Source organism: Gottfriedia sp. NPDC057991, assembly GCF_042886615.1.
GTDB lineage: Bacteria > Bacillota > Bacilli > Bacillales > Bacillaceae_G > Gottfriedia.
The window spans coordinates 890,385-912,303 of the sequence record NZ_JBHVQN010000001.1 but is presented as its reverse complement, the minus strand read 5'-3'; the positions used below and the strand labels follow the sequence as shown (position 1 = coordinate 912,303).

The window sequence follows — 21,919 nt, the reverse complement described above, 5'->3', positions numbered from 1 at the left end:
CTCTCTATTTTTTTGTAGCTACAACGATCCATACAAAATCATTATATTGTTCGAATTTCACATCAAAACCATTTTTTTCAAAATGTGATTGAACAACTGGAATTAATGGATAATATTCTCTAATTAAATCATCTCTTAGATTGATATAATTTGCATTTTCAGCTTTTGTAATTTCATTCTTATATTCGTTTTCTGTTAAAAACATTGTATCTGCAAATACGATTTTCCCATGTGAGTTCAATAATGAGCTATATATTTTAATAGCTTCATATTTTTCTTGATCAGTTAAATGATGAAAAACGTATGAACTTACAATTGTATCGATCTCGGCCTGTGGTTTTGGAAAATCAATTAAATCTCCGTCGTGAATCGTAATATTCTCGCCCAATTTCTTTGAGGCAATCATTCTCATCTCAGGAGATGGCTCGATTGGAAATACAGTTTTTCCTTTATCAAGAAGTAACTTTGTTAAATTCCCTGTACCAATTCCAAATTCAAGGACGCTGTTTCCACTTCTATTAACAATTTCTTTTAGAATTTCATCATAACGTCGAAATGCTTCTTTATATTCTGGGTCATGGCCTTGAACAAAAGAATCGTAACTTTCTGCCCAACCAGTAAAAACGTCTAAAAACTCTCTACCCATTTATCTCACCTTTGATGTTTGAAATATTAATGCTTGTTCTAGGTCTTCGATTAAATCTTCTAAATCTTCTAGACCGACCGATAATCGAATTAATTCATCAGAAATTCCGGATGCAATTCGTTTTTCCCTTGGAATCGAAGCATGCGTCATTTTTGAAGGGATCCCTACAAGACTTTCAACTGCTCCTAAACTTTCAGCTAATGTGAACCACTTTAATTTGCCTACAAATTCTTCTGGATCTAATCCTTCTTTTAATTCAAAAGATAACATGCCACCAAATCCACTGCTTTGTTGTTTTGCTAATTCATGATTTGGGTGTGTCGATAATCCAGGATAGAAAACTTTATTTACATTTGGATGATTCGATAAGAATGTTACAATTTCATGCGTATTTCTTTCATGCTCTTCCATTCTTATCCCAAGTGTTTTAATACCACGTTGTAATAACCAACTATCGTTTGGTCCTAAAACTCCACCAATCGAGTTTTGATAAAACGCTAAATCTTCAGCTAACTCTTCTTTATTCGTTACAACAATTCCAGCTACTACGTCACTATGTCCTCCAAGGTATTTAGTTCCACTATGAACGACGATATCAGCACCTAGTGTAAGAGGTTGTTGCCAGTATGGAGTAGCAAAAGTATTATCAACAATCGTTAATAAGTCATATTCATTTGCTAGTTTTGCAATTGCTTTAATATTAGTAATTTTTAATAATGGATTACTAGGTGACTCAATAAAAATTGCTTTTGTATTTGGTGAAATAACATTTTCAACTAATGTAATATTACTTGTATCAACAAATGTAGTTGTTATGCCTAAATTTGATAACACTCTTGTAAGTAATCTGTAAGTACCACCATAAACATCATCGCCGACTACGATATGGTCACCAGTCTTGAATAAACTAAAAACAGTATGAATAGCTGCCATTCCAGATGCAAATGCAAATCCTGCAACACCGTGTTCAATATCTTTCATTAACTCTTCAAGAGCATGTCGTGTCGGATTGCCTGTTCTGGAATATTCAAATCCCCTATGTTTGCCAACAGCATCTTGTTTATACGTACTAGTTTGATAAATTGGGACACTAACCGCACCAGTTGTTTCATCTCTACTAATTCCCCCGTGTATTAACGCCGTCTTTTTCTTCATATTTTATCCCTCACTATATATGTTTTTACTTAAGTATCTTTCACTACTATCTGGGAAAATCGTTACGATTGTACTCCCTGGTTTTGCTTTTTTTGCTTCTAATAAACTTGCATATAACGCAGCTCCTGAGGAACTCCCTACTAAAAGTCCTTCTTTCGTTGCTAGCTCTTTGACTAAACGAAATGCGTCTGAATCAAGTACTGTATGAATATCATCAAATAAGTTTGTATCTACAAAGGCAGGAATGAATTCCATTCCAATTCCTTCTGTATCATGTGAACCTGGCTTTCCGCCATTTAATATTGATCCTTCTGGTTCAACTATCACTGTTTTTACATTTTGTAATTTATCTTTTAAATACTGAGCTGTTCCAGTAAATGTTCCTCCACTACCAGCTCCAGCAACAAATACATCTATTTTTCCATCGAGTTGGTCAACTAACTCTGGACCTAATGTTTTGTAATACGTTCTTGGATTCGCTTCATTACTAAATTGTGAAGGTACAAATGAATTCGGTATTTCTTTTGATAGCTCATTCGCTTTTTTAATTGCACCTGTCATGCCATCTTCGGTAGGTGTGTTCACAATTTTTGCTCCAAGTGCTTTCATCAATGTTTGTTTTTCAATACTGAATTTTTCAGGAACAACAAATAGAACATTTACGCCATATTTTATAGCTGCTAGTGCTAAACCAATTCCTGTATTTCCGGCGGTTGGTTCAATCACTGTTCCACCTTTTTCTAATTTACCTTCGTTAAGTGCAGTTTCTAATAATTCCATTCCAAGTCGATCTTTTACACTTCCACCCGGGTTACAGAATTCTAATTTTGCAAATAGTCTTGTTCCTTTTGGTAAAGGGAATGTTGTAATTTCAAGCAATGGTGTTGATCCGATCAGCTCGTGTACTGATTTTACAACTTTCATAATTTCAAGCTCCTTTATGTCACAAAAAGGTTAGTTTCTTCCAATCCATTATATGCAACATGGGTAAAATTGAATGTTGTCTTAATACCAACTATTCTTATTGGTATTATAAGATATTAATTTTAAATGCGCAATAAAAAAGTACTTTTATCCTAAAATAAAAGTACTTTTTCAATGATTCAAATCATATGGGTTGAGTTAAGAAAAGAACATCGTTACAAAAATGATTGAAAAAATAATACTGATTGCATCTGCAATTAAACCTACTTTTAATGCATCACCCATTTTACGAATACCTACCGCTCCAAAATACACCGTTAAAACATATAGCGTTGTATCTGTACTACCTTGCATAGTTGAAGCTAGCCTTCCGATAAACGAATCAGGTCCATATGTTTTAATTAAATCCGAAGTAATCCCTAAAGCAGCCGAACCAGAAATAGGTCGAATAATTGCCAGCGGAAAAACTTCTGCAGGTATACCTAGCGAACTTAATAATGGTCGCATAAGTTCTACACAAAACTCTAGTGCACCTGACGCTCTAAAGATCGAGATGGATACTAGCATACCAACTAAAAATGGAATTAATTGCACTGCAATTGTTACACCCTCTTTTCCACCTTCTACAAATGATTCATACGTCGGCACCTTTTTCCAAGTTCCATGTATTAATATGACAGCGATAATAAATGGAATGATATAAAGTGATATAGTATTCATATATCCCATTTATTTTCTCCCCTTTCGATTTCGCCTACTTGCAAAAAAACTATTTACCGCGAGTCCCCCAATGAATGAAACGATCTGTGCAAGAATTGTAACACCTACTATTTCAGTCGGATTGGAAGAATGATAAGACATTCTAACTCCTATCACTGTTGTAGGAATTAAAGTGATTGCACTTGTATTTAAAGTTAAAAATGTAATCATGTCATCACTTGCTTCAATACTATTTCTATTTAATACTTTTAGTTGTTCCATAGCCTTTATACCTAATGGTGTTGCAGCATTTCCTAAACCGAATAAATTGGCAACCATATTTGACATAATATAACCAAGTGCTGGATGGTCTTTAGGGATTCTCGGAAATAAGAAAGAAAGGAATGGTTGAAATAATTTCGAAAGAATTTTTAATAATCCAGATTCTTCTGCTATTCGCATTAAACCTAACCAAAAAACAAGAACACTAACTAGTCCAATAATAATGGTAATTGCTTGCTTTCCTCCGTCAAATACTGCTTTATTTACTTCATCCATGGTGCCATTAATCATCGCAAAAACAAAACCAATTATTGTAAGAGCAACCCAAATGATATTAACCACCAGAGTGCTCTCCCATTAAGTTTAATAGAACTTGTTTTCCATTTTGGATTATTTCTTTCGTAAATACTTTGACCTTACTTTCGCTATAAAAAATATTTCTAAATCCAATTTGTTCACCTTCTAGTTCGATAATCGCTTTACCAACAATTGCATCATTAGCGATTTTTTTCTTGGTCGGCTTTTGCATTTCAATCGTGATTCTTACTTGATCACGCTCTTTTTTATCTAATGGATAAGAGAAGTCATTTTTCATATAAACATGTCCTTTATATTTTTTATCTGTGACCTCTTTAATTCCTCCTTTACTTAAAACTTTCGTTAAAGGATAGTTACTGAAACCATATTCGAATAGTGACATATGATCTTGCCAATCTTGCCCATCATTTAGTGTTACAACAATTAAATCCATTCCATTTTTCGAAGCTGTTGATACAAGCGTTCTTTTTGCTTTTTTAGTGAATCCAGTTTTACCTCCAGTACTATACTTGTACATGAAAGTAAGCAATTTGTTTTTATTCTTCCACACATAATCCCAAGATTCTGCCGTATTGGGGGCACGATGTACTTTTGTCCCTGCAATTTTTGCATATTTAGGATTTTCCATAGCGTATCTCGTTAATAACGCCATATCATAAGCAGATGAGTAATGCTCTTTTCCTTGCTGATCAAGTCCTGATGGATTGCTAAAATATGTATTACTCATTCCGATTTCTTTTGCTTTTTCGTTCATCATATAAACAAAACCTTCGATGCTACCACCTACTGCCTCGGCAATTGCATTAGCCGCATCATTCCCAGACCTAAGCATTAAACCATAAACTAAATCTTCCAGCTTAATTTTTTGTCCAGGTTTTAAATAAATGGATGACCCTTCTGTTTGTACTGCTCTTGAACTAATTGTTATCGTGTTTTGCATTTTACCAGATTCTACAGCAAGTATTGCAGTCATTATTTTTGTAATGCTGGCGATTCTTTCAGAGTCATGCATTGCTTTACCATACAAGATTCGTCCAGTTTTTTGATCCATCAAAACTGCATTTCTAGCACTAACTCCTCCAAATGCTTCAACATTATTCGTCGGAATAATAATTCCGATTAAAAATAAGCCAATGATTCCGATTACTAGCCATTTTTTCATCTTTCGCATCAACTCCACAGTTAGTCCTAATTAGTACAAGTTTACGAAATACATTATAAAAAAATGACTTTTTTTAAGAAAAAAAGTGCTGAAATTGTTCAGATATACAACCTGAGCAATTCCAGCACCTACTATTTTTCGCTAATTAATAAAATGGTTGCCATTTTAATTGACTAGCATAATTATATCGATAATTTACATCCGGCCAATTAACTATGTTCCAAAAATTTGTAATATACGCGTCTTTATCAAATTTATACTGTAAATAATAAGCGTGCTCCCAAACATCCAAAACTAGCAATGGAATTGTATCCCATTGCGTAAAGAATTGATGTTTTTCAGTTTGAAGAATCTCCAAACGATTCGCTCTTGGAACCCAAACTAAGATCGCCCAACCGACACCTTCCACTTTTTTAGCAGCTTGTGTAAAATGCTCTTTAAAGTCTTCATAACTTCCGAAGTCGTCTTCAATTTGTTTTAAAAGAGCCCCATGAGGTTGCCCTCCACCTGATTTACTTAAATTATTCCAAAATATAGTATGCAAATAATGACCCGACCCATGAAATGCAAGCTCTCTTTCCCAATGTTTTAATAAATCGTATGCCTTATTCTTTCTTGCCTTTTCTAATTCAATCTCAGCTTTATTTAAACCATCTACATAACTTTTATGGTGCTTATCATGATGTAGCATCATAATTTCTTTTGATATATATGGCTCGAGTGCATTATAGGGGTAAGGTAAAGGTGGAAGCTCATGTTTACCAATCCCAACTCTCTCTTCGACTTCTATTACCCGATACGCATAGCTATCATCATATTCCTCTTCATTTAAAATTGAAATTAATCGTTCTTGGATATCATCCACATCCATACTAATTTCATCTAAAAAGGAATTTTGATCTACATAATGACCTTTTGTCCCCATTCTGTTTAATAATAGTTTAACTTTATATTCTAATAGTTCTTTTTCTTGAATATGGTCAAATCTTTCAGACAGCAACTGTAATACATTCGCACACCAGATTTCTACCTCCTGAAAGTAAGTGACGAGTTCAGATTGATTTAACATCATACACCTCCATCAGAGAAAATAAATTTCTCATCTACTTTCTATTGTATGATATTAAATTTATAGCTATTACCGGTATTCATCTGATTCACGCGATTAATGGAATTAACCTATTTAAGATGTTAATTCCACATGCTCTTATATAAAATGATTAGGTAAGTTTCTCTAAAACGGTCTGATTTTCTGAGTAAAACTCCATTTTTAATGAGATCACTTTTTCCAATTCGTAAACAATCATCATTAAACTAGCTCTAGTCTCAAATTCATCTCTTGATTCAGGCAATGGCATCTTTCTAAAATCATTCATCATATGACTAAATTCCCCTAATAATTCAATCCCCGTAGATTTTTCTTTTAAGTAAACACCTGTATCCTCAAAGAATTCTGCAATAATTTTTGAATGCGGATAATTTAACGCAACTTTTTTTAATAAAGGGATGATTTGATTCGATATGATTTCAAATTGACGTTCTCTCATTTCAAAATAATTAATATAATATAAATTTGATTTTATAAAACTATTTTCAACTTGCCTGTAAGCTAATGTTTTCGCCGTTTGTAAAAGTATTTTTGTTTCATAAATTAAATCAATTTGTGAATCTTCATCCTTACCCTTCATTTTTAAAGCAATACCTAGAAGTAGCATTTTAAAATTTTGCTCGATTTTCTTTTGAGATTCAATCATCTTCTTCTCAATACTTGGCATATATGTATTCATTATTAATGCAATTAAGATTCCAACCGCCAAAATTTCAACTTGATTAAATAAGAAAGATATTGATTTATTGTTACTAACATAGATTTGTAAAACAATCACTGAGCTTGGAATGATTCCCTCTTGTAACTTCAATGTGACTAATAAGGGTATAGTTAAAAGAAAGTAAATGACAACTGTTAATGGGGTATAGCTTAAAAATTCAAACATCATCCATCCAATTAACATTGCAATAACTGATGCAACAAATCTTTGAATTGCAACAATAAATGATCTGCGTTTTGTATTTTGAATACTTAATAGCGTAACGACAGCAGCAGTACTATAATTTTGTAAATGTAGAGCTTCTGCGATTAATAGGGATATACCACTTCCGATTGCTGTTTTGATTGTCCTTTGTCCAATCGAATACATTTGTTTCATTTTTTATCCTCTTCTCTTACAAAGAAATTTCTATAGTATTGTAACGTATCTTAGATAAAAATTACTAGATATATCCAATTTTTTTTGGTTTTGTACAAAATGAAAAGACTAGATATTTTCTAGTCTTTTTCTCTTAACCTTACTATTTACATTTAACTATTTTCTAATTACTGTTTGTATTGTTGCATAAGTTTTGTTGAATAATCTGTTTCATAATACTCAAGTTCTTCTCGCATTTGTTGAAAAACTTTTTCTAATGACGAAAATAGGTCTTGGATAGTACCTGGTACAACTTTATAGAATGTAATTGCTTGATTACCTGTGTATGCTGCACGACTATTTTCATACCATGCATCGTTTTTAGGAGAGAAGAATTCAGCGATACATCTGTGATAAATTTTATGTAAAGTATCTTCAGCTGTTGCTTTATGGAACTGTCCACTTAAAATTTTCTCACAAACTTCTTTAGCATCCTCACAATATACTGTAATTCTACGTAATGAAGAAAGTATTTTTTCTAAGTAGTTAGTATCCACTGCTTGGTTTTCATGTTGAAATGACGGTAAAGAATTCTTATTTAAAAACAAATTACACTCTAGACCAACAATCCCTAATTGATTACCAACAATTTTTAATTGATGCTCTACCATCTTATTCGACATTTTTTTCCCTCCGTTAAATTAGATCGATATTTCTATTTTATTTGAATTTTGTTTAATACTTCTCGCATATCCTACCAATTTATCAAAATCAACACCTTGAAGCTCTTTTACAAATTGATCTAATTCATTAATATATATTCGCTTTCTTCCACGATAATCAGGATTTTTAATAATTAGCGCAAGTGCCACTAGATCACGAAAATCTACTGATTGATCGCCATTTTCATATAATTTAGTTGTTTTTAAATCACTTACTTCAGAAAGTTGTTCTTCAAAAAAACGAACATATAAGACAGAAGTTACAATTTTATGACCATTATATTCATATTCAACTTCAGAACGATTAAAAAAATCTTCCGAAGTATTTGGTTGAGCCTTTACTAATTCATACCCGTGACAATTATAAATTAACAATTCTTTCACCCTCCAAGATTTCCATAGTATTAGTTTAACATAGGATACATACAGATTTGCAGAATTTTTTAACTAATCTTATTTTTCAAATTTGCTAAAAAATAAATCTGCTTCTTCTTCAACTTCTTCCATTTTTAAATCTTGTGGTAGTGGAGGTAATTCTTTAATGTTTTTTAGACCAAAATAATCTAAAAACTCAGAAGTAGTACCATATAAAATTGCACGTCCAGTCCCTTCAGCCCGCCCAACTTCTTTAATTAAATATTTCGAGACAAGAGTTTGGATTGGTTTTTCAGTCTTAACTCCACGAATATCTTCAATTTCTGTCCTCGTAATTGGTTGTTGGTATGCAACAATCGCTAAAGTTTCTAATGCTGCTTGTGACAACGAAGAGTTCGATGGGCTTTCAACTAATTTTTTGAAAAACTCACCATGTTCCCTCTTTGAAGTAAGTTTATATCTGTTAGCTAGAATTCTAATTTGTAAGCCTCTGTTAGGATTTTCATATTCTTTTTTTAGATTCTCAATTAATTCTAGAACATCGGTTTGACTTAGTTCTAAAGCCTCAGATAGCTCGACAATTGATATTCCTTCATCGCCAGCTACAAATAAAAGTCCTTCTAGAACTCCTACTAAATTTTTTTCCTGTTCCATTACAAGTACACCTCAGCTTGCTTATCTTCAAAAACCTCCCGTGATGTAAGAAAAATTTCTGAAAAGTTTTGTTCCTGTTCTACTACAATGTCTTTTGTTTTCATTAATTCCAAAATCGCTAAAAAAGTAACTACAATACTTTCTTTATCACTATATGGAAATAAACTGATAAAATTAGTTCTCTTTTTTATACTTTTTAAGTAGGTAATAATTTCACCCATTCTTTTTTCGATCGATATTTCTTCACGAACAATTTTAGTTTGAAGTGGTTCTTGTAGCTTTTTACGTTTAAATAGCTTTTGAAGTGCACCAAACATATCGTAAATTGTAACATCAGTCGGCATGACAATATCTTCTGGTCTCGGTCCATATTCGGACAAATCAACAGGATTTCGAGTAAAAATCATCGCACGTTCAGATTCTTTTTCCTGAAATAATATCGCCGCTTCCTTAAATTGCTTATATATAATTAATCGATTCATTAATTCTTCTCTAGGGTCTTCTTCAAGAATTGCATCCCAATCAGCTTGTTCTTCATGGTTAGGTAAAATACTTTTACTTTTCATCGCAAGTAATTCAGCTGCCATCACTAAATATTCACTTGCAATATCCAATTCTAATTCTTTCATTGTATGAATAAATGAAACATATTGATCTGTTATTTCAGATACAGGTATATCATAAATATCAATTTCAAATCGTTGAATTAAATGAAGTAATAAATCTAATGGCCCTTCAAATGCATCAATTTTAACTTCATATTGCTTCACAAACTACTCACCAACTTACTTTAAAATAAAAATATACTCTATAACAGTATAAAGTATTATTTCATAAAACTATATAACAGAAAAGGATTTTTCATCGATGAAGTTACTTTGTTCCTAAATTTTTAGTTTTACGCCTATACCATTTTCTAAAATTTTTCATAAGATATCAGTGCAAGAGTAATTTTTTTTTGGGTAAGGAGGTTATTTCATGAGTAAAGGTGCTGTTTCTCCAGAGTTCGGCGGTTTCGGCCACGGCAGAGGCTTTGCTTTAATCGTAGTATTATTTATTTTATTAATCATCGTTGGATGTGCTTTCGTCTGTTAATTTAACCCCGTGAATAAACAAAACGTGAAAGTCTAGACATTGCTCTAGGCTTTCTTCTTTTTAAATTATTCCATTTCTGATAAAATTTTAGTAATAAAGAGGTGAAAAACTTGGTCCATTACAATAAAAACGAGCGATACATAAAATATTTATGTCATTTCCATTTTGATCAAGATTTTTTTGAATGTCATGAAATTCTTGAGGAACAATGGAAACTTGAATTAAATCATCATTATAAAAAGGTCTGGTTAGGTTTAATAAGATTATCGGTAGTGTTATATCATTATAGAAGAAGAAACTTTACTGGTGCTAAAAAATTATTTCGACACGTCATTACCTTTTCAAATGATTCTAATTTATTGGAAATGGCTGGAATTGATCATTTGCGCTTTCATCAAATCATATCAGATTTACAGTTAAAACTTCAAAATGAAACGGAATATCACCATTTCGACCTCCCATTAAATGACCAAGAATTGATTGAAAGATATCAAAATCAAAAAGAATATTACTCGTCATTTACGGAAGATTTAATTAATAAACATTCTACAAGAGATCGAACAGATGTCATTTCGGAAAGATTAAAGCAATTAGAATTACGAAGAAAAATATAGAGGAAAGGTGCTCAATAAATTGGGCACCTTTTTCATGTTATTGAAAAATTGAGATTGGCAACTAATCCGTTACTTCTCTGTTTTTTTATAGTTCAATTTACTAAGGTTATACATTACTAAAAAAGTATCTGTAAGTTGATTTCCACTACAGGATGCTCGCTTTCCATGGATCATGAACTGAGCCTCCTCGTTCCTGCGGGGACTCAGCCTTCCTACATATCCCATAGGAGTCGAGCACCCTTCCGTTCAAATCAACATATCTATCAAAAGAAGGTTACATTTAAAAATTTAGAATATGTGGTCATAATAAGTTAAATCATAAAAGTTCAAACTGCAAATAAATCTGTGCAAGTGCAAATAAAAAGTCCAAACTACAAATAAATCACCGACCATCCAATAAAAAAAGCCAAATCTAATCCAACTTTATCCATATAGTTCACTTAATTATTTCTCAATATTGGCTACTAGATATTTCAATTACGCAAAAAAAAGTGCTCAAAAATAGAGCACTTTTTTTCTATAATACTTTCAAACTAACATGACAATGTTCAATAAATGAAGCTACTTCTTGCGTTGTTACGATTGTATAGTCTGTATACTGAGATCTAATAGCATCGTAAAGTGAAGTTGCAATACCTTGATTTCGGAATGAAGGGTTTACACTTAAATGTTTAATCATAATAACCTTATCTGGTAGTAGTTGTATTCCAATAATCCCAACAATATCGTCTAATTTCCAAAGGAATAAATGATTATCATCTTTAGTTTCATAATCTTTAATCGTATTTACTAAGCTCTTCACATTCTTTTCATTCGGCATAAACGAAAGCAGGCCCATTGCAATTTTCTCATATGTTTTCTTATACCTAATTAACATGTTAACCCCTCTTAAAAATTATTAAAACTCTAATTAGCTTCTAAACCAATACATAATATATGATTGATTTTCCCTCTATAGTACGATAAATATAAAAATACGTTCCAAATATATCAATATTTCAAATATATAATTCTCACATTTTTCTGTCAAGTCAGAAAACCAGGGAGATGGAAAAACGGGATATATGATATAGGTGAGAATTTAAAATGATTTAATGTACTAGTCATGTATTCTTCTTGCCCATCCAACCTTATAGGCTTTTGTCACCAATTAGATAAATTTGAATACAGTAAATTTTAGTTAGAGTTATATAAAAGGGTGATCATTATGAGGTTGGATTTAGATTATACATCGCCAAATATTCAATTTACTTATGATATAAATAAAAATCATGCATTTGTAAAGGATCGTCAAAACTTTATCAATCAATTAAGTGTTAATGATTTGAATACTTTAGATAATTTGTCTTTATTGGATATTTTTTTAAGTATAAATAATGTTGTAGAGCCACATTATCATCAAAACTCATCAGAATTAGTATATTGTATTTCTGGTGCGGCAGTTGTATCAATCTTAAATCCTTATACAAAGCAACTATTAAATTTCCCAATTACTCCTGGTCAAGTTGCAAACGTACCACAAGGCTGGTGGCATTATGAAATTGCAACTGTTGACAATACTCATTTATTAGCAATATTTAATGCACCTTCCCCAGACGTAATATTATTCTCTGATTTAATGAAATTTACACCTTCAAATATTGTCTCACATACTTACTGTCTTGATGAAAACCAATGGAAAAATGCAAAAGCAAATTTACAACCTTCTATATTTTTAGGACCACCAAAAAACTGTAATCGTCAAGTTCAAAACGAGCTTGAATTTGCAAATCAGCAGAATCAAAATTATTATCAAAATTCCTATTACAACCAGAATTATTATCAACAGCGTTTTTAATTGCAAGATTCAAGGTGAAATAGTATGTGCAATTAAAAAAGTCAAAACTGCAATTAAATTTGGCAAATCTGCAATTAAAAAAGTCTTAGCTGCAATAAAAACTAATAAAGCAGCAAATAAGACTATGAATTATGTGGAAAGAGATTATGAGAATCAAGAATATAGAAGAAATAACATGAATAGACTCTGAAACAATTAAAACTAAACATATTTCAATAAAAAACAAAATAAATCTTCTAATTTAACCTTAAATAAATAGTCCGGACTATTAACAAATAATTTCACTGTTTAATTAACCAAGAACATGTTAAAAAACCACAAGGAAAAATTTTTCCCTTGTGGCTTTTTTCATTTGAAGTCTAATTAGAATGACCTCTTAATGGTTTGACTATTCTTCGTCCCAAACCTTAACTTCTTGCATAACATCGCCATTACGCATTCTTAAAACTGTATCCATACCTTCGATTACTTGACCAAATACTGTATGTACTCCATCTAAATGTGGTTGTGGCTCGTGAACGATAAAGAATTGGCTACCACCAGTATCTTTTCCAGCATGTGCCATTGATAAAGATCCAGCTTTATGTTTTAATGGGTTACCAACAGTTTCACATTTAATTTTGTATCCTGGGCCACCTGTTCCATTACCGTTTGGATCTCCACCTTGAGATACGAATCCAGGAATTACACGGTGGAATGTTAATCCATTGTAGAAACCTTCACGAATTAATTTTTCAAAGTTTTCAACTGTTCCTGGTGCATGCTCTGGGAATAATTCGATTAAGATTTGTTCGCCATTTTCAAATGTAATACTTGCTTTTTTCATAATAAAAATCCTCCTTATGTATGTACAACTTTATAAGACTTAATTGTCCTATATTTTTTCATTACTGAATAAATTAGTAACGCTGATATTATCATACAAAAAACAAAAAGTAATGACAAGTTTTCGAAAAGTACTATAATAGTTTTGTAAGATGTAAAATTTGGATTATTGTAAAGGGAGTGTCTCTTTGTTAAAACGAAAGTTATTAGCGTTCACCTTATCAATGGGATTAGTAGCTATGCCTTTATCGGTATTTGCTGATGCTGTTCCAGGTGAAACGATTGTTACTCTTGGGCAAAATTTATCTGAAACGCAAAAGAAATCATTATTAGCTGAAATGGGTGCGCCATCTGATGCTAAAATTGTGACTGTTTCAAATCAAGAGGAACATAAATATTTAGATGGTACAGTACCTAGTGCTCAAATCGGTACTCGAGCTCTTTCATCTGCTATGATTACAATCGGTGAAAAAAATACTGGCATCGTCGTTCAATCAAATAATATTTCATGGGTTACTAACTCAATGTATACAAATGCTTTAATCACGGCTGGATTAAAGGATGCAAATATTGTAATTACCGCTCCATTTGAAGTATCAGGTACTGCTGCTTTAACTGGAATTATGAAGGCATATGAGCTAAGTTCAGGTCAAGTTATACCTGACGATGTTAAAAAAGTAGCAAATGAAGAAATGGTTAAAACTGCCGAACTTGGTGATTCAGTAGGTAATGAAAAAGCTGTACAACTTGTCACTAAAGTGAAAGAAGAGCTAGCTAAAAATCCAAACATGTCAACCGATGAATTAAAATCATTAATTGATCGATTAGCAAAGGATCTTGGTATTACATTAACTGCTGATCAAAAGGCTAGTTTGATGTCTTTATTTGAAAAAATGAAAGATTTAAATATTAATTGGGATCAAGTAGGAAACCAATTAACTAAAGCTAAAAATAAAATCTCGGAATATCTAAATTCTAAAGAAGGTCAATCTTTTATTCAAAAACTTAAAGATTTCTTCTCCGCATTATTTGATGCGATTGTTTCATTCTTTAAATAATTATGAAAGAAACCCGGTTACTAAAAAAAGTAACCGGGTTTCTTTCTGTTAAAAGGAAGTTGTCAATTAAGAAAACGTATTCCTGGTTGATTTCATGTAGTATACTCGTTTTCCATGGGGTGTGATCTGATCCCTCGCATATTAAGTCAAGCATCAAGCTGCAAATAAGGATTCGGTCTATGCAAATAAACGATGAAATGTTGCAATTAAATCGTGGGGTGCAAATAAAATCTGAAAATCGAAATTAAAATTGGTAAAACTGCAATTAAAATTTGAGAATCGCAAATAAATTTAACAAAACTGCAATTAAATTCGATAGAATCGCAATTAAAAACAAAAGTTACCCATACCAGTAAAGGTATTATGAGCGAAAAAAATTGTACAATATCAGACCCTTATATATGGAGCGCTCTAATTCTTTTCTATTTCCAATAAAAACTTGATAAAAATTTGGTTAATTTCATAAAAAAGTTCTATTCTATTAACTACAAATGAAAAGCGCTGTTGAGATTCCTCCCTTGAGCTAGTACATTTTTTAAAATTAAAATGAGGGCGCCTATTTGTCAGTTAATCTGACTCTTAGGACAGCCCCCTTCATTTATTTCATCAGCAATATGAGACCTACCAGATTAAATGGTAGCGTCACCGATTGTTTTTCCACCTTTTTTATGTTGACTTTCACTAGCTTTTGTTCGGACAACTAAGTGCCAGAAGGCTCTACCATCGAATGGAATAAATGGCCAGAAATAAGGTGTATTTAATGTGTTTAAGCTTGCTAAGAAGAGAATTAAAAATGTTGATCCAATCATAAAGCCTTTAATTCCTAATATGGCTGTTAATATTAATATGAAAAATTTGGCCATTTTATTTGCAAGTGCTAGCTCATAACTTGGAGTAGCATAGGATCCAATCATTGACACAGCCGTATATAATACTACTTCCGGTTGGAATAGACCAACGTCAATTGCGACTTGTCCAATTAATACGGCTGCAATAATCCCCATCGAGGTTGATACGGCATTTGGTGTATGTATACTTGCCATTCTGAGGAATTCAATCCCCGTGTCAGCAATAATTAATTGTAAATAAATTGGAATGTTGCTTGTTTCCTTTGGACCAATATAACTTAAAGATTTTGGTAAGATCTCTGGAAAATTACATAAGAGCAACCAAAATGGAAGCATGAATACTGACAAAAAAATCCCAATAAATCGAACCCATCGAAAAAATGTTCCGATTGCAGGCGTTTGTCTGAACTCTTCGGCATGTTGAATATGATGATAATATGTTGCAGGCGTAATGATTACACTTGGAGATGTATCGACAATAATACAAACATGTCCTTCTAAAATATGGTTTGCAATTACATCAGGTCTTTCTGAATATCTAACTAAAGGAAATGGATTATACCCTTGCTTTAATATAAATTCCTCTAATTTCTTATCTGTCATTGTAAGACCATCAACGTGAATACCTGTAATTCGATCGCGAATTTCTTTAACAAGTTCCGCGTGTGCTAAACCTTCTATATACGATAAACAAACATCTGTCTTTGAACTTTCACCTACTTGAAGAATTTCATTTCTTAAATTTTCATCGCGAATACGTCTTCTTATTAGGCCAGTATTATTAATGATGTTTTCAGTAAAACCATCTCGTGAACCACGTACTACTCGCTCGGTATCTGGTTCAGTTGGACCACGTCCAGGATAACTCCTAACATCGACTGCGAGTCCTTTATCTTCTCCATCAACTAATACTACAATCAAACCAGATAATACTTTCTTTATCACATCTTCAAATGTTAAAACGATTTCTACAGATTGATGAACTATCGTATCTTCAATATTTTTAAACATTGACTTATTTTTCTCGACTTTTTCTAGTCCAATTAAGTCATCTAAGAATCTTTGAATAAAACTTGTATCCGTTAATCCGTTAACATAATAAAGATTAACTTCAACTTTTTTTACAAAAATCACACGTTTTCCAATATCAAAACTTACTCCATAACCTATTCGTTCACTTATTGTATGAGCATTTGTAACTAGTTTATTTGTTAGTTTTGTTGGCTCTTTTTTCGTGGTCATTGGAGTTCACTCCTCTCGAGGATATATTCAATTGCTTTTCGTGTAATGGGTGAGCCGATCTCAATATCATCTCTTCCACCCATTTTTCCAATATCTCCTATTCCTAATATGAAGGGGATATTTAGTTGATCTAAATTATATACGGTGTCTCCATTTATTCTTCCTATTTCAATATCAGGTACCCCATACTTATCAACACCGTATTCAGTTAAATTCCCTTCGTTATCAATGCTTACATCTACATTTGTCCATTCTTGATGATGTGTATTTGATGCTACTGCTAATGCAGCAATCACTTCAATATGTTTATCACTCGCTACATATTTTAAAGCCTTTTCTCCAGGACCTTCTCCCATAAAGCCACTGTCATCAAACAATACAAATACCGGTTCTTTTTGTGCTTGCATAATGATTTCAACCATTCTCTTTCCAGAGAACTTAGTGGGATTACCTTGCGATTGTGATATTGTGCATCCGCCAAATTGTTTTGCCAAATACTCAATACTCCGATGTGCATAAACATCTCCGTCGGTTACGATAATGATCCTTTTCTTTTTCATAAGTTAACCTTTTGGCTTAAAAATTAGAGCAATTATAAATGAGAATAAAATTGCTGCCGAAATTCCAGATGAAGTTAGTGAAAAGATCCCCATTCCAATACCAATGAAGCCGTGGTCATTTGCTTCTGCCATCGCTCCGTGTAATAAAGAATGGCCAAAACTAGTAATTGGAACGGTTGCACCCGCACCAGCAAATTTTATAAGCTTATCGTAAATGCCAAACCCATCTAAAATTGACCCAATTACAACAAAAATACACATTACATGACCTGGTGTTAATTTTGTGAAATCAAAAAGTAACTGGCCAACTACACAAATTAGACCCCCTACTATAAAAGCATTAACAAAATCCATCTGAACACCTCCTAACAGCTTTCGAAAACGACAGCATGTGAAATAGTTGGAATTGATTCTTTCTGTTGAATCATTGTTGGGCTTAAAAGAGCGCCGGTTGCCGCTACTAAAATTCGTTTATAAGTACCTTTATTTAACTCTTGAAATAAATGACCGTATGTTACGACCGCTGAACAAGCACATCCACTTCCACCAGCAAAAACTTCCTGATTTTCTCGATCATAGATTAGCAATCCACAATCATTGTATTTTCCTGCCATATCATATCCTTCTTCTCTAACAAGTTGTTCACAAATTGGTGCACCAACAGCTGAGAGATCACCAGTTACGATAAAATCATAATCATTAGGTGTCGTATTTGTGTCTTTAAAGTGTTGCACGATTGTATAAGCTGCTGCTGGTGCCATCGCAGAACCCATGTCAAATGGATCTGTCAAACCTAAATCCTGAACTGTACCAATTGTGGCGCATTTTACTTTTATTCTGCTTTTTTTATTTGAAAGGAGAACACTTCCCGCTCCAGTTACTGTAAAAGTTGCAGAATCAGGTTTTTGTCCACCGTATTCTGTAGGATATCTATATTGTCTTTCAGCAGTAGCATTATGGCTACTTGTTGCTGCCAATGCCATTTTTGCATAACCACTATCGATTAACTGTGCACCAAGTGCAGCCGTTTCCATTGAAGTTGAGCACGCTCCAAACATACATAAAAAAGGAAGTTGCAATTCTCTTGCCATAAAGTTTGCAGTAACATTTTGATTTAATAAATCACCTGCTAAAAATACATCGATATCTTCTACAGTTTTGTTTGCTTTTTTTAGTACAACTGAAATTGCATTTCTCATTAATGCTCTTTCCGCTAATTCCCAATTATCTTCATTACAATGAAGATCTTCATATGCATAATCAAATTTGCCAGCTAACAGTCCCAAGTTTTCTCTTGGTCCAACAGCGGTTCCAGATGCTTGGACATATACACCATTTTGAAATTCCCAAGTTTGTTTACCGACTAAAGCCATAAATACTCACCTCCTATAAGAATACTTTAAATGCGTATCGTATCATTCCAACGACGTATGCCGAAACAACTCCATAAACAATTACACAGCCAGCTAGTTTAAACATATTTGTTGCAACTCCTAGAACTAGACCTTCACTTCTATGTTCCATAGCAGCACTCGTCATAGAGTTGGCAAAACCTGTTACAGGAACAGCAGATCCTGCACCTGCAAATTGTCCAATTTTGTCATATATACCTAACCCTGTAAGTAAGCTAGAAATTAAAACAAGTGTAGCTACTGTTGGATCACCTACATTTTTATCAGTAAAGTTAAAATAGTTAATATAGATTTTTGTAATACACTCACCTAAAAAACAGATAAATCCCCCAACTAAAAATGCTTTGATACAATTTTTTAATACTGGCTTTTTCGGTTGGTATGGTTTTATATTTTCTTTATAATTAGCTTTTAATTTCCCGCTCATTTCATCCATCCTTTACTCTATAAAATAAATCCAATGAAATAACGACCCAAAAACTTTACCTAGTGCGATTGCCATTAATAAGTACACAATTTTCTTTTGAATGCCTATTCGTTTTGCTAAAATTGGAAAAACGTTTAAAACCTCGGTTAGTGCGGCAGCTAACATTCCAATAAAAATACCTGCTAACAGCCCAATAAAAACTGAAAATATATTTGGCAAATTAAATACGGTATTTCGCAAACTAATCCAGCAACCAAAAATTGCTCCTAAAATAACTGAAAACTCATAAGCACGAATCTTTTTAATCGTTTTTGTTAACTGTGTTAGTCTCGGAATAATTCCAATAACCGATAAAAATGCTACAAAGCCCGTACCAACAGCAATACCTCCTGAAAACCCTACAAACACTATGAACAAATCTCTAATCATCGGTATTTACACTTTTGTTTGGCTTTTTATTTTCGTTTACTAACACATATTCATCCATTGAGCGTTGATACTGAAACATTTCTACTTCAAGAGGACTCGGCTCTTCGTTTAATCTAGTCTTAAACCATTGATTAAAAAATAAAATCATCCCAATTCCTAGTCCAAAAGAATATGGTACTTGAAGTAATAAAGGTTTATGATTATGTTCTCCTGTAATCATATAGTAAATTCGTTGTTGAACCTGCTGCATGCTAACATCTTCATGGAAATAAATGATTGCTAATGAAGAACCCGTAAATAACAAGATCCAAACGAAACAAAACAGAAAGAAACGATCCTTTGAAACTTCATTTTTAAGTTCTATTATGCACATCGTCACTCCAACGAGCTCAAACGAAATATCAGGTTCAATTTCTTGAATTAATGGCAAAAGATCGAGAATATCAATAACTGTATGTGTACCATCCTCCTTTTTTGATTCATGTACAATGATTTTTTTAATTTGGGCTAAATCAACATTACTCCCTTGTAATCGTGCAATCTCTTCTAGATGTACACGTTTACCTACTTGTACAACAATCCGATTAAGTAATTTAATATATAACACCTTATTCATACTTTCCCCTCAGTTTCAAAGCTTTATGAATTCAATTACAACTAGTATGTGAAAACTTCCCAAAAATATAAGTCCAGGAAGCTTGAACTAAGTAGTTCGGTAAGTAAAAATAGGAAATGTTAGGCGTCATCCCTATCGAAAAATGCAGCTGGTAGATGAATTCGAAGATGATTCATCTATTTTGAAACGGTATTTTCAGCAAAAGACAAAATAAAAAAGCTGAAAAATCGTTTTGTATTCACTACGATTCTTCAGCTTTTTCAGCTCATGATTTTATTTAATTTTGTCTTTCATTTGTTGGAGAATTTTTTTCTCTAGCCTTGAAACTTGTACTTGAGAAATTCCTAATCGTTCAGCAACTTCTGATTGAGTTTGATCTTTATAATATCTTAAATAGACAATTAATCGCTCTCGATCATCTAGTTGTTTTATCGCTTCTTTTAATGCAAATTTTTCAAACCAATTCGTTTCATGGTTATCAGCAATTTGATCTAACAATGTAATTGGATCACCATCATTTTCGTACACCGTTTCATGAATTGATGAAGGAGCTCTACTAGCTTCTTGCGCAAGTACAACATCCTCTGGTGTAATTTCCATATGAGTAGCAATCTCGTTAATTGTAGGCATTCTTCCAAGCGTTTTACTTAATTCTTCTTTTGCTTTTCGAATCTTATTATTCGTTTCCTTTAATGAACGACTCACTTTAACTGTTCCGTCGTCTCGAATAAATCGTTGGATTTCTCCGATAATCATTGGAACAGCGTATGTAGAAAATCGTACATCATAAGAGAGATCAAATTTATCTACCGATTTCAATAAACCGATACATCCAATCTGAAATAAATCATCTGGTTCATATCCACGGTTAATAAAGCGCTGAACAACTGACCATACCAGTCTCATGTTGTGCCCGACGATGCTGTCTCTAGCCAATTGATCTCCAGCCTGACTACGCTTAATTAACTCTTTTAATTCATGATCCTTTAACTGCGCACGGGGTTGATCTTGCTTGACTTCTACGTCCATAGGCGATTCTCCTTAATTACTTAAAACATTGCTATTTGATAAGTACTTTTTAACCGTGATCGTTGTACCAACATTAATAGTGGACACAACTTCACATTGATCCATGAAATTCTCCATAATCGTAAATCCCATGCCGGATCTTTCTAAATCTGGTTTTGAAGTATATAAAGGTTGCATTGCTTCATCTAAATCAGCAATACCAATCCCTTCATCTCGAATTGTTAAAGTTACTGTTTGATCTTCAAGTAAAACTGAAATGAATACGATCCCTTCAGGATTATTTTCATAACCATGAATAATCGCATTTGTAACAGCCTCAGATACTACAGTTTTAATTTCAGTTAATTCATCTAAAGTAGGATCTAGCTGGGTAATAAATGCAGCTACAGTTACACGAGCGAATGATTCATTTTGACTTAATGCAGAAAATTGAAGGTTCATCTCATTTCGCATTATGCCACCCCCAATACATTAAGTCCATTTGACTCATCATCAGCTAAATGAACGATCTTAAATAAACCAGACATATCAAATAACCGTTTAATTGATGGAGAAATTGAACAGACAACCATTTCCCCACCTTTATTTCGAATAACTTTATATCTACCTAAAATGACACCTAAACCAGAACTATCCATAAATGTTAAATGCTCAAGATTTAATAAAATATGTTTGATAGTCCGTGACTCTAATACCTCATTTACTTGTAAACGTAAATCCTCAGCAGTGTGATGATCTAATTCCCCTGCAAGTCTTACACAAAGGATTGCATTTTTCACTTCAAGTTCAATATTAAGACTCACT

The 21,919-nt window shown here is 32.8% G+C and carries 28 protein-coding genes; 4 read left to right on the top strand and 24 right to left on the bottom strand.

Annotated elements, in window-relative coordinates; genetic code table 11:
* Positions 1 to 4 precede the first annotated feature (4 nt).
* The 12 genes from ACFVR2_RS04630 to ACFVR2_RS04575 all read right to left on the bottom strand — a co-directional run bounded on the left by ACFVR2_RS04630 (position 5) and on the right by ACFVR2_RS04575 (position 9,893).
* A complete protein-coding gene (locus ACFVR2_RS04630) occupies positions 5 to 646 on the bottom strand; it encodes a class I SAM-dependent DNA methyltransferase (protein WP_387359306.1) in 642 nt (213 codons plus the stop codon).
* Positions 647 to 1,801: a bifunctional cystathionine gamma-lyase/homocysteine desulfhydrase gene (locus ACFVR2_RS04625; protein ID WP_387359304.1), complete on the bottom strand. Its 1,155-nt coding sequence runs from the start codon at positions 1,799 to 1,801 to the stop codon at positions 647 to 649. It abuts the gene before it with no gap.
* Between the two features lie 3 nt (positions 1,802 to 1,804).
* On the bottom strand, positions 1,805 to 2,725 hold the full coding sequence (locus ACFVR2_RS04620) for a PLP-dependent cysteine synthase family protein (protein WP_387359302.1): 921 nt from the start codon (positions 2,723 to 2,725) through the stop codon (positions 1,805 to 1,807).
* Between the two features lie 198 nt (positions 2,726 to 2,923).
* On the bottom strand, positions 2,924 to 3,454 hold the full coding sequence (locus ACFVR2_RS04615) for a spore maturation protein (RefSeq protein ID WP_056466828.1): 531 nt from the start codon (positions 3,452 to 3,454) through the stop codon (positions 2,924 to 2,926).
* Positions 3,455 to 4,048 (bottom strand): nucleoside recognition domain-containing protein, encoded by a 594-nt coding sequence (locus ACFVR2_RS04610; protein WP_387359300.1) that lies wholly within the window; start codon positions 4,046 to 4,048, stop codon positions 3,455 to 3,457.
* On the bottom strand, positions 4,041 to 5,195 hold the full coding sequence (locus ACFVR2_RS04605) for a D-alanyl-D-alanine carboxypeptidase family protein (protein ID WP_483867288.1): 1,155 nt from the start codon (positions 5,193 to 5,195) through the stop codon (positions 4,041 to 4,043). Before ACFVR2_RS04605 ends, ACFVR2_RS04610 begins: the two co-directional genes overlap by 8 nt.
* Before the next feature lie 136 nt (positions 5,196 to 5,331).
* Entirely contained in the window at positions 5,332 to 6,255 is a 924-nt protein-coding gene (locus ACFVR2_RS04600; RefSeq protein WP_387359296.1) for a superoxide dismutase, read from the bottom strand.
* Positions 6,256 to 6,406: 151 nt separating this feature from the next.
* Positions 6,407 to 7,393, bottom strand: coding sequence for an aromatic acid exporter family protein (locus ACFVR2_RS04595; protein ID WP_387359294.1), 987 nt, complete (start codon positions 7,391 to 7,393; stop codon positions 6,407 to 6,409).
* Positions 7,394 to 7,560: 167 nt separating this feature from the next.
* Positions 7,561 to 8,055 (bottom strand): DUF3907 family protein, encoded by a 495-nt coding sequence (locus ACFVR2_RS04590; RefSeq protein ID WP_387359292.1) that lies wholly within the window; start codon positions 8,053 to 8,055, stop codon positions 7,561 to 7,563.
* Positions 8,056 to 8,073: 18 nt separating this feature from the next.
* Complete coding sequence (locus ACFVR2_RS04585; protein ID WP_387359290.1) at positions 8,074 to 8,469, bottom strand: hypothetical protein; 396 nt, start codon at positions 8,467 to 8,469, stop codon at positions 8,074 to 8,076.
* 78 nt (positions 8,470 to 8,547) lie between these two features.
* Positions 8,548 to 9,123, bottom strand: a complete 576-nt coding sequence (gene scpB, locus ACFVR2_RS04580; RefSeq protein ID WP_387359288.1) for an SMC-Scp complex subunit ScpB — start codon at positions 9,121 to 9,123, stop codon at positions 8,548 to 8,550.
* The gene (locus ACFVR2_RS04575) at positions 9,123 to 9,893 is read right to left on the bottom strand and encodes a segregation/condensation protein A (protein ID WP_387359286.1); all 771 of its coding nucleotides are present in this window, start codon (positions 9,891 to 9,893) and stop codon (positions 9,123 to 9,125) included. The genes scpB and ACFVR2_RS04575 overlap by 1 nt, the downstream gene beginning before the upstream one ends.
* A 208-nt stretch (positions 9,894 to 10,101) precedes the next feature.
* Between ACFVR2_RS04575 and ACFVR2_RS04570 the strand changes: the two genes are divergently transcribed.
* Both ACFVR2_RS04570 and ACFVR2_RS04565 read left to right on the top strand, forming a co-directional pair.
* A complete protein-coding gene (locus ACFVR2_RS04570; protein WP_084006686.1) occupies positions 10,102 to 10,218 on the top strand; it encodes a YjcZ family sporulation protein in 117 nt (38 codons plus the stop codon).
* Between the two features lie 110 nt (positions 10,219 to 10,328).
* The gene (locus ACFVR2_RS04565; RefSeq protein WP_387359284.1) at positions 10,329 to 10,832 is read left to right on the top strand and encodes a DUF309 domain-containing protein; all 504 of its coding nucleotides are present in this window, start codon (positions 10,329 to 10,331) and stop codon (positions 10,830 to 10,832) included.
* A 517-nt stretch (positions 10,833 to 11,349) separates the two neighbouring features.
* On the opposite strand, the gene ACFVR2_RS04560 is transcribed toward ACFVR2_RS04565, so the two are convergent.
* Entirely contained in the window at positions 11,350 to 11,709 is a 360-nt protein-coding gene (locus tag ACFVR2_RS04560) for a GNAT family N-acetyltransferase (RefSeq protein WP_025672354.1), read from the bottom strand.
* A gap of 330 nt (positions 11,710 to 12,039) precedes the next feature.
* Between ACFVR2_RS04560 and ACFVR2_RS04555 the strand changes: the two genes are divergently transcribed.
* Complete coding sequence (locus ACFVR2_RS04555; protein WP_387359282.1) at positions 12,040 to 12,669, top strand: cupin domain-containing protein; 630 nt, start codon at positions 12,040 to 12,042, stop codon at positions 12,667 to 12,669.
* Between the two features lie 388 nt (positions 12,670 to 13,057).
* Here ACFVR2_RS04555 and ACFVR2_RS04550 read toward each other — a convergent pair whose 3' ends face one another.
* Positions 13,058 to 13,495: a peptidylprolyl isomerase gene (locus ACFVR2_RS04550; RefSeq protein ID WP_056466860.1), complete on the bottom strand. Its 438-nt coding sequence runs from the start codon at positions 13,493 to 13,495 to the stop codon at positions 13,058 to 13,060.
* A gap of 223 nt (positions 13,496 to 13,718) precedes the next feature.
* On the opposite strand from ACFVR2_RS04550, the gene ACFVR2_RS04545 reads away from it, so the two are divergent.
* Entirely contained in the window at positions 13,719 to 14,552 is an 834-nt protein-coding gene (locus ACFVR2_RS04545) for a DUF1002 domain-containing protein (protein ID WP_387360446.1), read from the top strand.
* Between the two features lie 629 nt (positions 14,553 to 15,181).
* Here the strand turns inward: ACFVR2_RS04545 and ACFVR2_RS04540 are convergent.
* The 10 genes from ACFVR2_RS04540 to spoIIAA all read right to left on the bottom strand — a co-directional run bounded on the left by ACFVR2_RS04540 (position 15,182) and on the right by spoIIAA (position 21,918).
* On the bottom strand, positions 15,182 to 16,642 hold the full coding sequence (locus tag ACFVR2_RS04540; protein WP_387359280.1) for a spore germination protein: 1,461 nt from the start codon (positions 16,640 to 16,642) through the stop codon (positions 15,182 to 15,184).
* Positions 16,639 to 17,202 carry a stage V sporulation protein SpoVABEA gene (gene spoVAEA / locus ACFVR2_RS04535; protein WP_387359278.1) on the bottom strand — a complete coding sequence of 188 codons (564 nt, stop codon included), beginning with the start codon at positions 17,200 to 17,202 and terminating at the stop codon, positions 16,639 to 16,641. Before spoVAEA ends, ACFVR2_RS04540 begins: the two co-directional genes overlap by 4 nt.
* 3 nt (positions 17,203 to 17,205) lie before the next feature.
* Positions 17,206 to 17,556, bottom strand: a complete 351-nt coding sequence (gene spoVAE, locus ACFVR2_RS04530; protein WP_056466865.1) for a stage V sporulation protein AE — start codon at positions 17,554 to 17,556, stop codon at positions 17,206 to 17,208.
* An 11-nt stretch (positions 17,557 to 17,567) separates the two neighbouring features.
* Positions 17,568 to 18,575, bottom strand: a complete 1,008-nt coding sequence (gene spoVAD / locus ACFVR2_RS04525; RefSeq protein WP_387359275.1) for a stage V sporulation protein AD — start codon at positions 18,573 to 18,575, stop codon at positions 17,568 to 17,570.
* Positions 18,576 to 18,588: 13 nt separating this feature from the next.
* Positions 18,589 to 19,041, bottom strand: coding sequence for a stage V sporulation protein AC (gene spoVAC, locus ACFVR2_RS04520; RefSeq protein ID WP_056466871.1), 453 nt, complete (start codon positions 19,039 to 19,041; stop codon positions 18,589 to 18,591).
* Between the two features lie 12 nt (positions 19,042 to 19,053).
* Complete coding sequence (locus ACFVR2_RS04515) at positions 19,054 to 19,470, bottom strand: stage V sporulation protein AB (protein WP_056466874.1); 417 nt, start codon at positions 19,468 to 19,470, stop codon at positions 19,054 to 19,056.
* The gene (locus ACFVR2_RS04510) at positions 19,463 to 20,086 is read right to left on the bottom strand and encodes a stage V sporulation protein AA (RefSeq protein WP_387359271.1); all 624 of its coding nucleotides are present in this window, start codon (positions 20,084 to 20,086) and stop codon (positions 19,463 to 19,465) included. The genes ACFVR2_RS04515 and ACFVR2_RS04510 overlap by 8 nt, the downstream gene beginning before the upstream one ends.
* Positions 20,087 to 20,359: 273 nt before the next feature.
* Positions 20,360 to 21,115 (bottom strand): RNA polymerase sporulation sigma factor SigF, encoded by a 756-nt coding sequence (gene sigF, locus ACFVR2_RS04505; protein ID WP_056466881.1) that lies wholly within the window; start codon positions 21,113 to 21,115, stop codon positions 20,360 to 20,362.
* Positions 21,116 to 21,127: 12 nt separating this feature from the next.
* Positions 21,128 to 21,568 carry an anti-sigma F factor gene (gene spoIIAB / locus ACFVR2_RS04500; RefSeq protein ID WP_025672021.1) on the bottom strand — a complete coding sequence of 147 codons (441 nt, stop codon included), beginning with the start codon at positions 21,566 to 21,568 and terminating at the stop codon, positions 21,128 to 21,130.
* Positions 21,568 to 21,918, bottom strand: a complete 351-nt coding sequence (gene spoIIAA, locus ACFVR2_RS04495) for an anti-sigma F factor antagonist (RefSeq protein ID WP_025672020.1) — start codon at positions 21,916 to 21,918, stop codon at positions 21,568 to 21,570. The genes spoIIAB and spoIIAA overlap by 1 nt, the downstream gene beginning before the upstream one ends.
* Position 21,919: the final 1 nt, after the last annotated feature.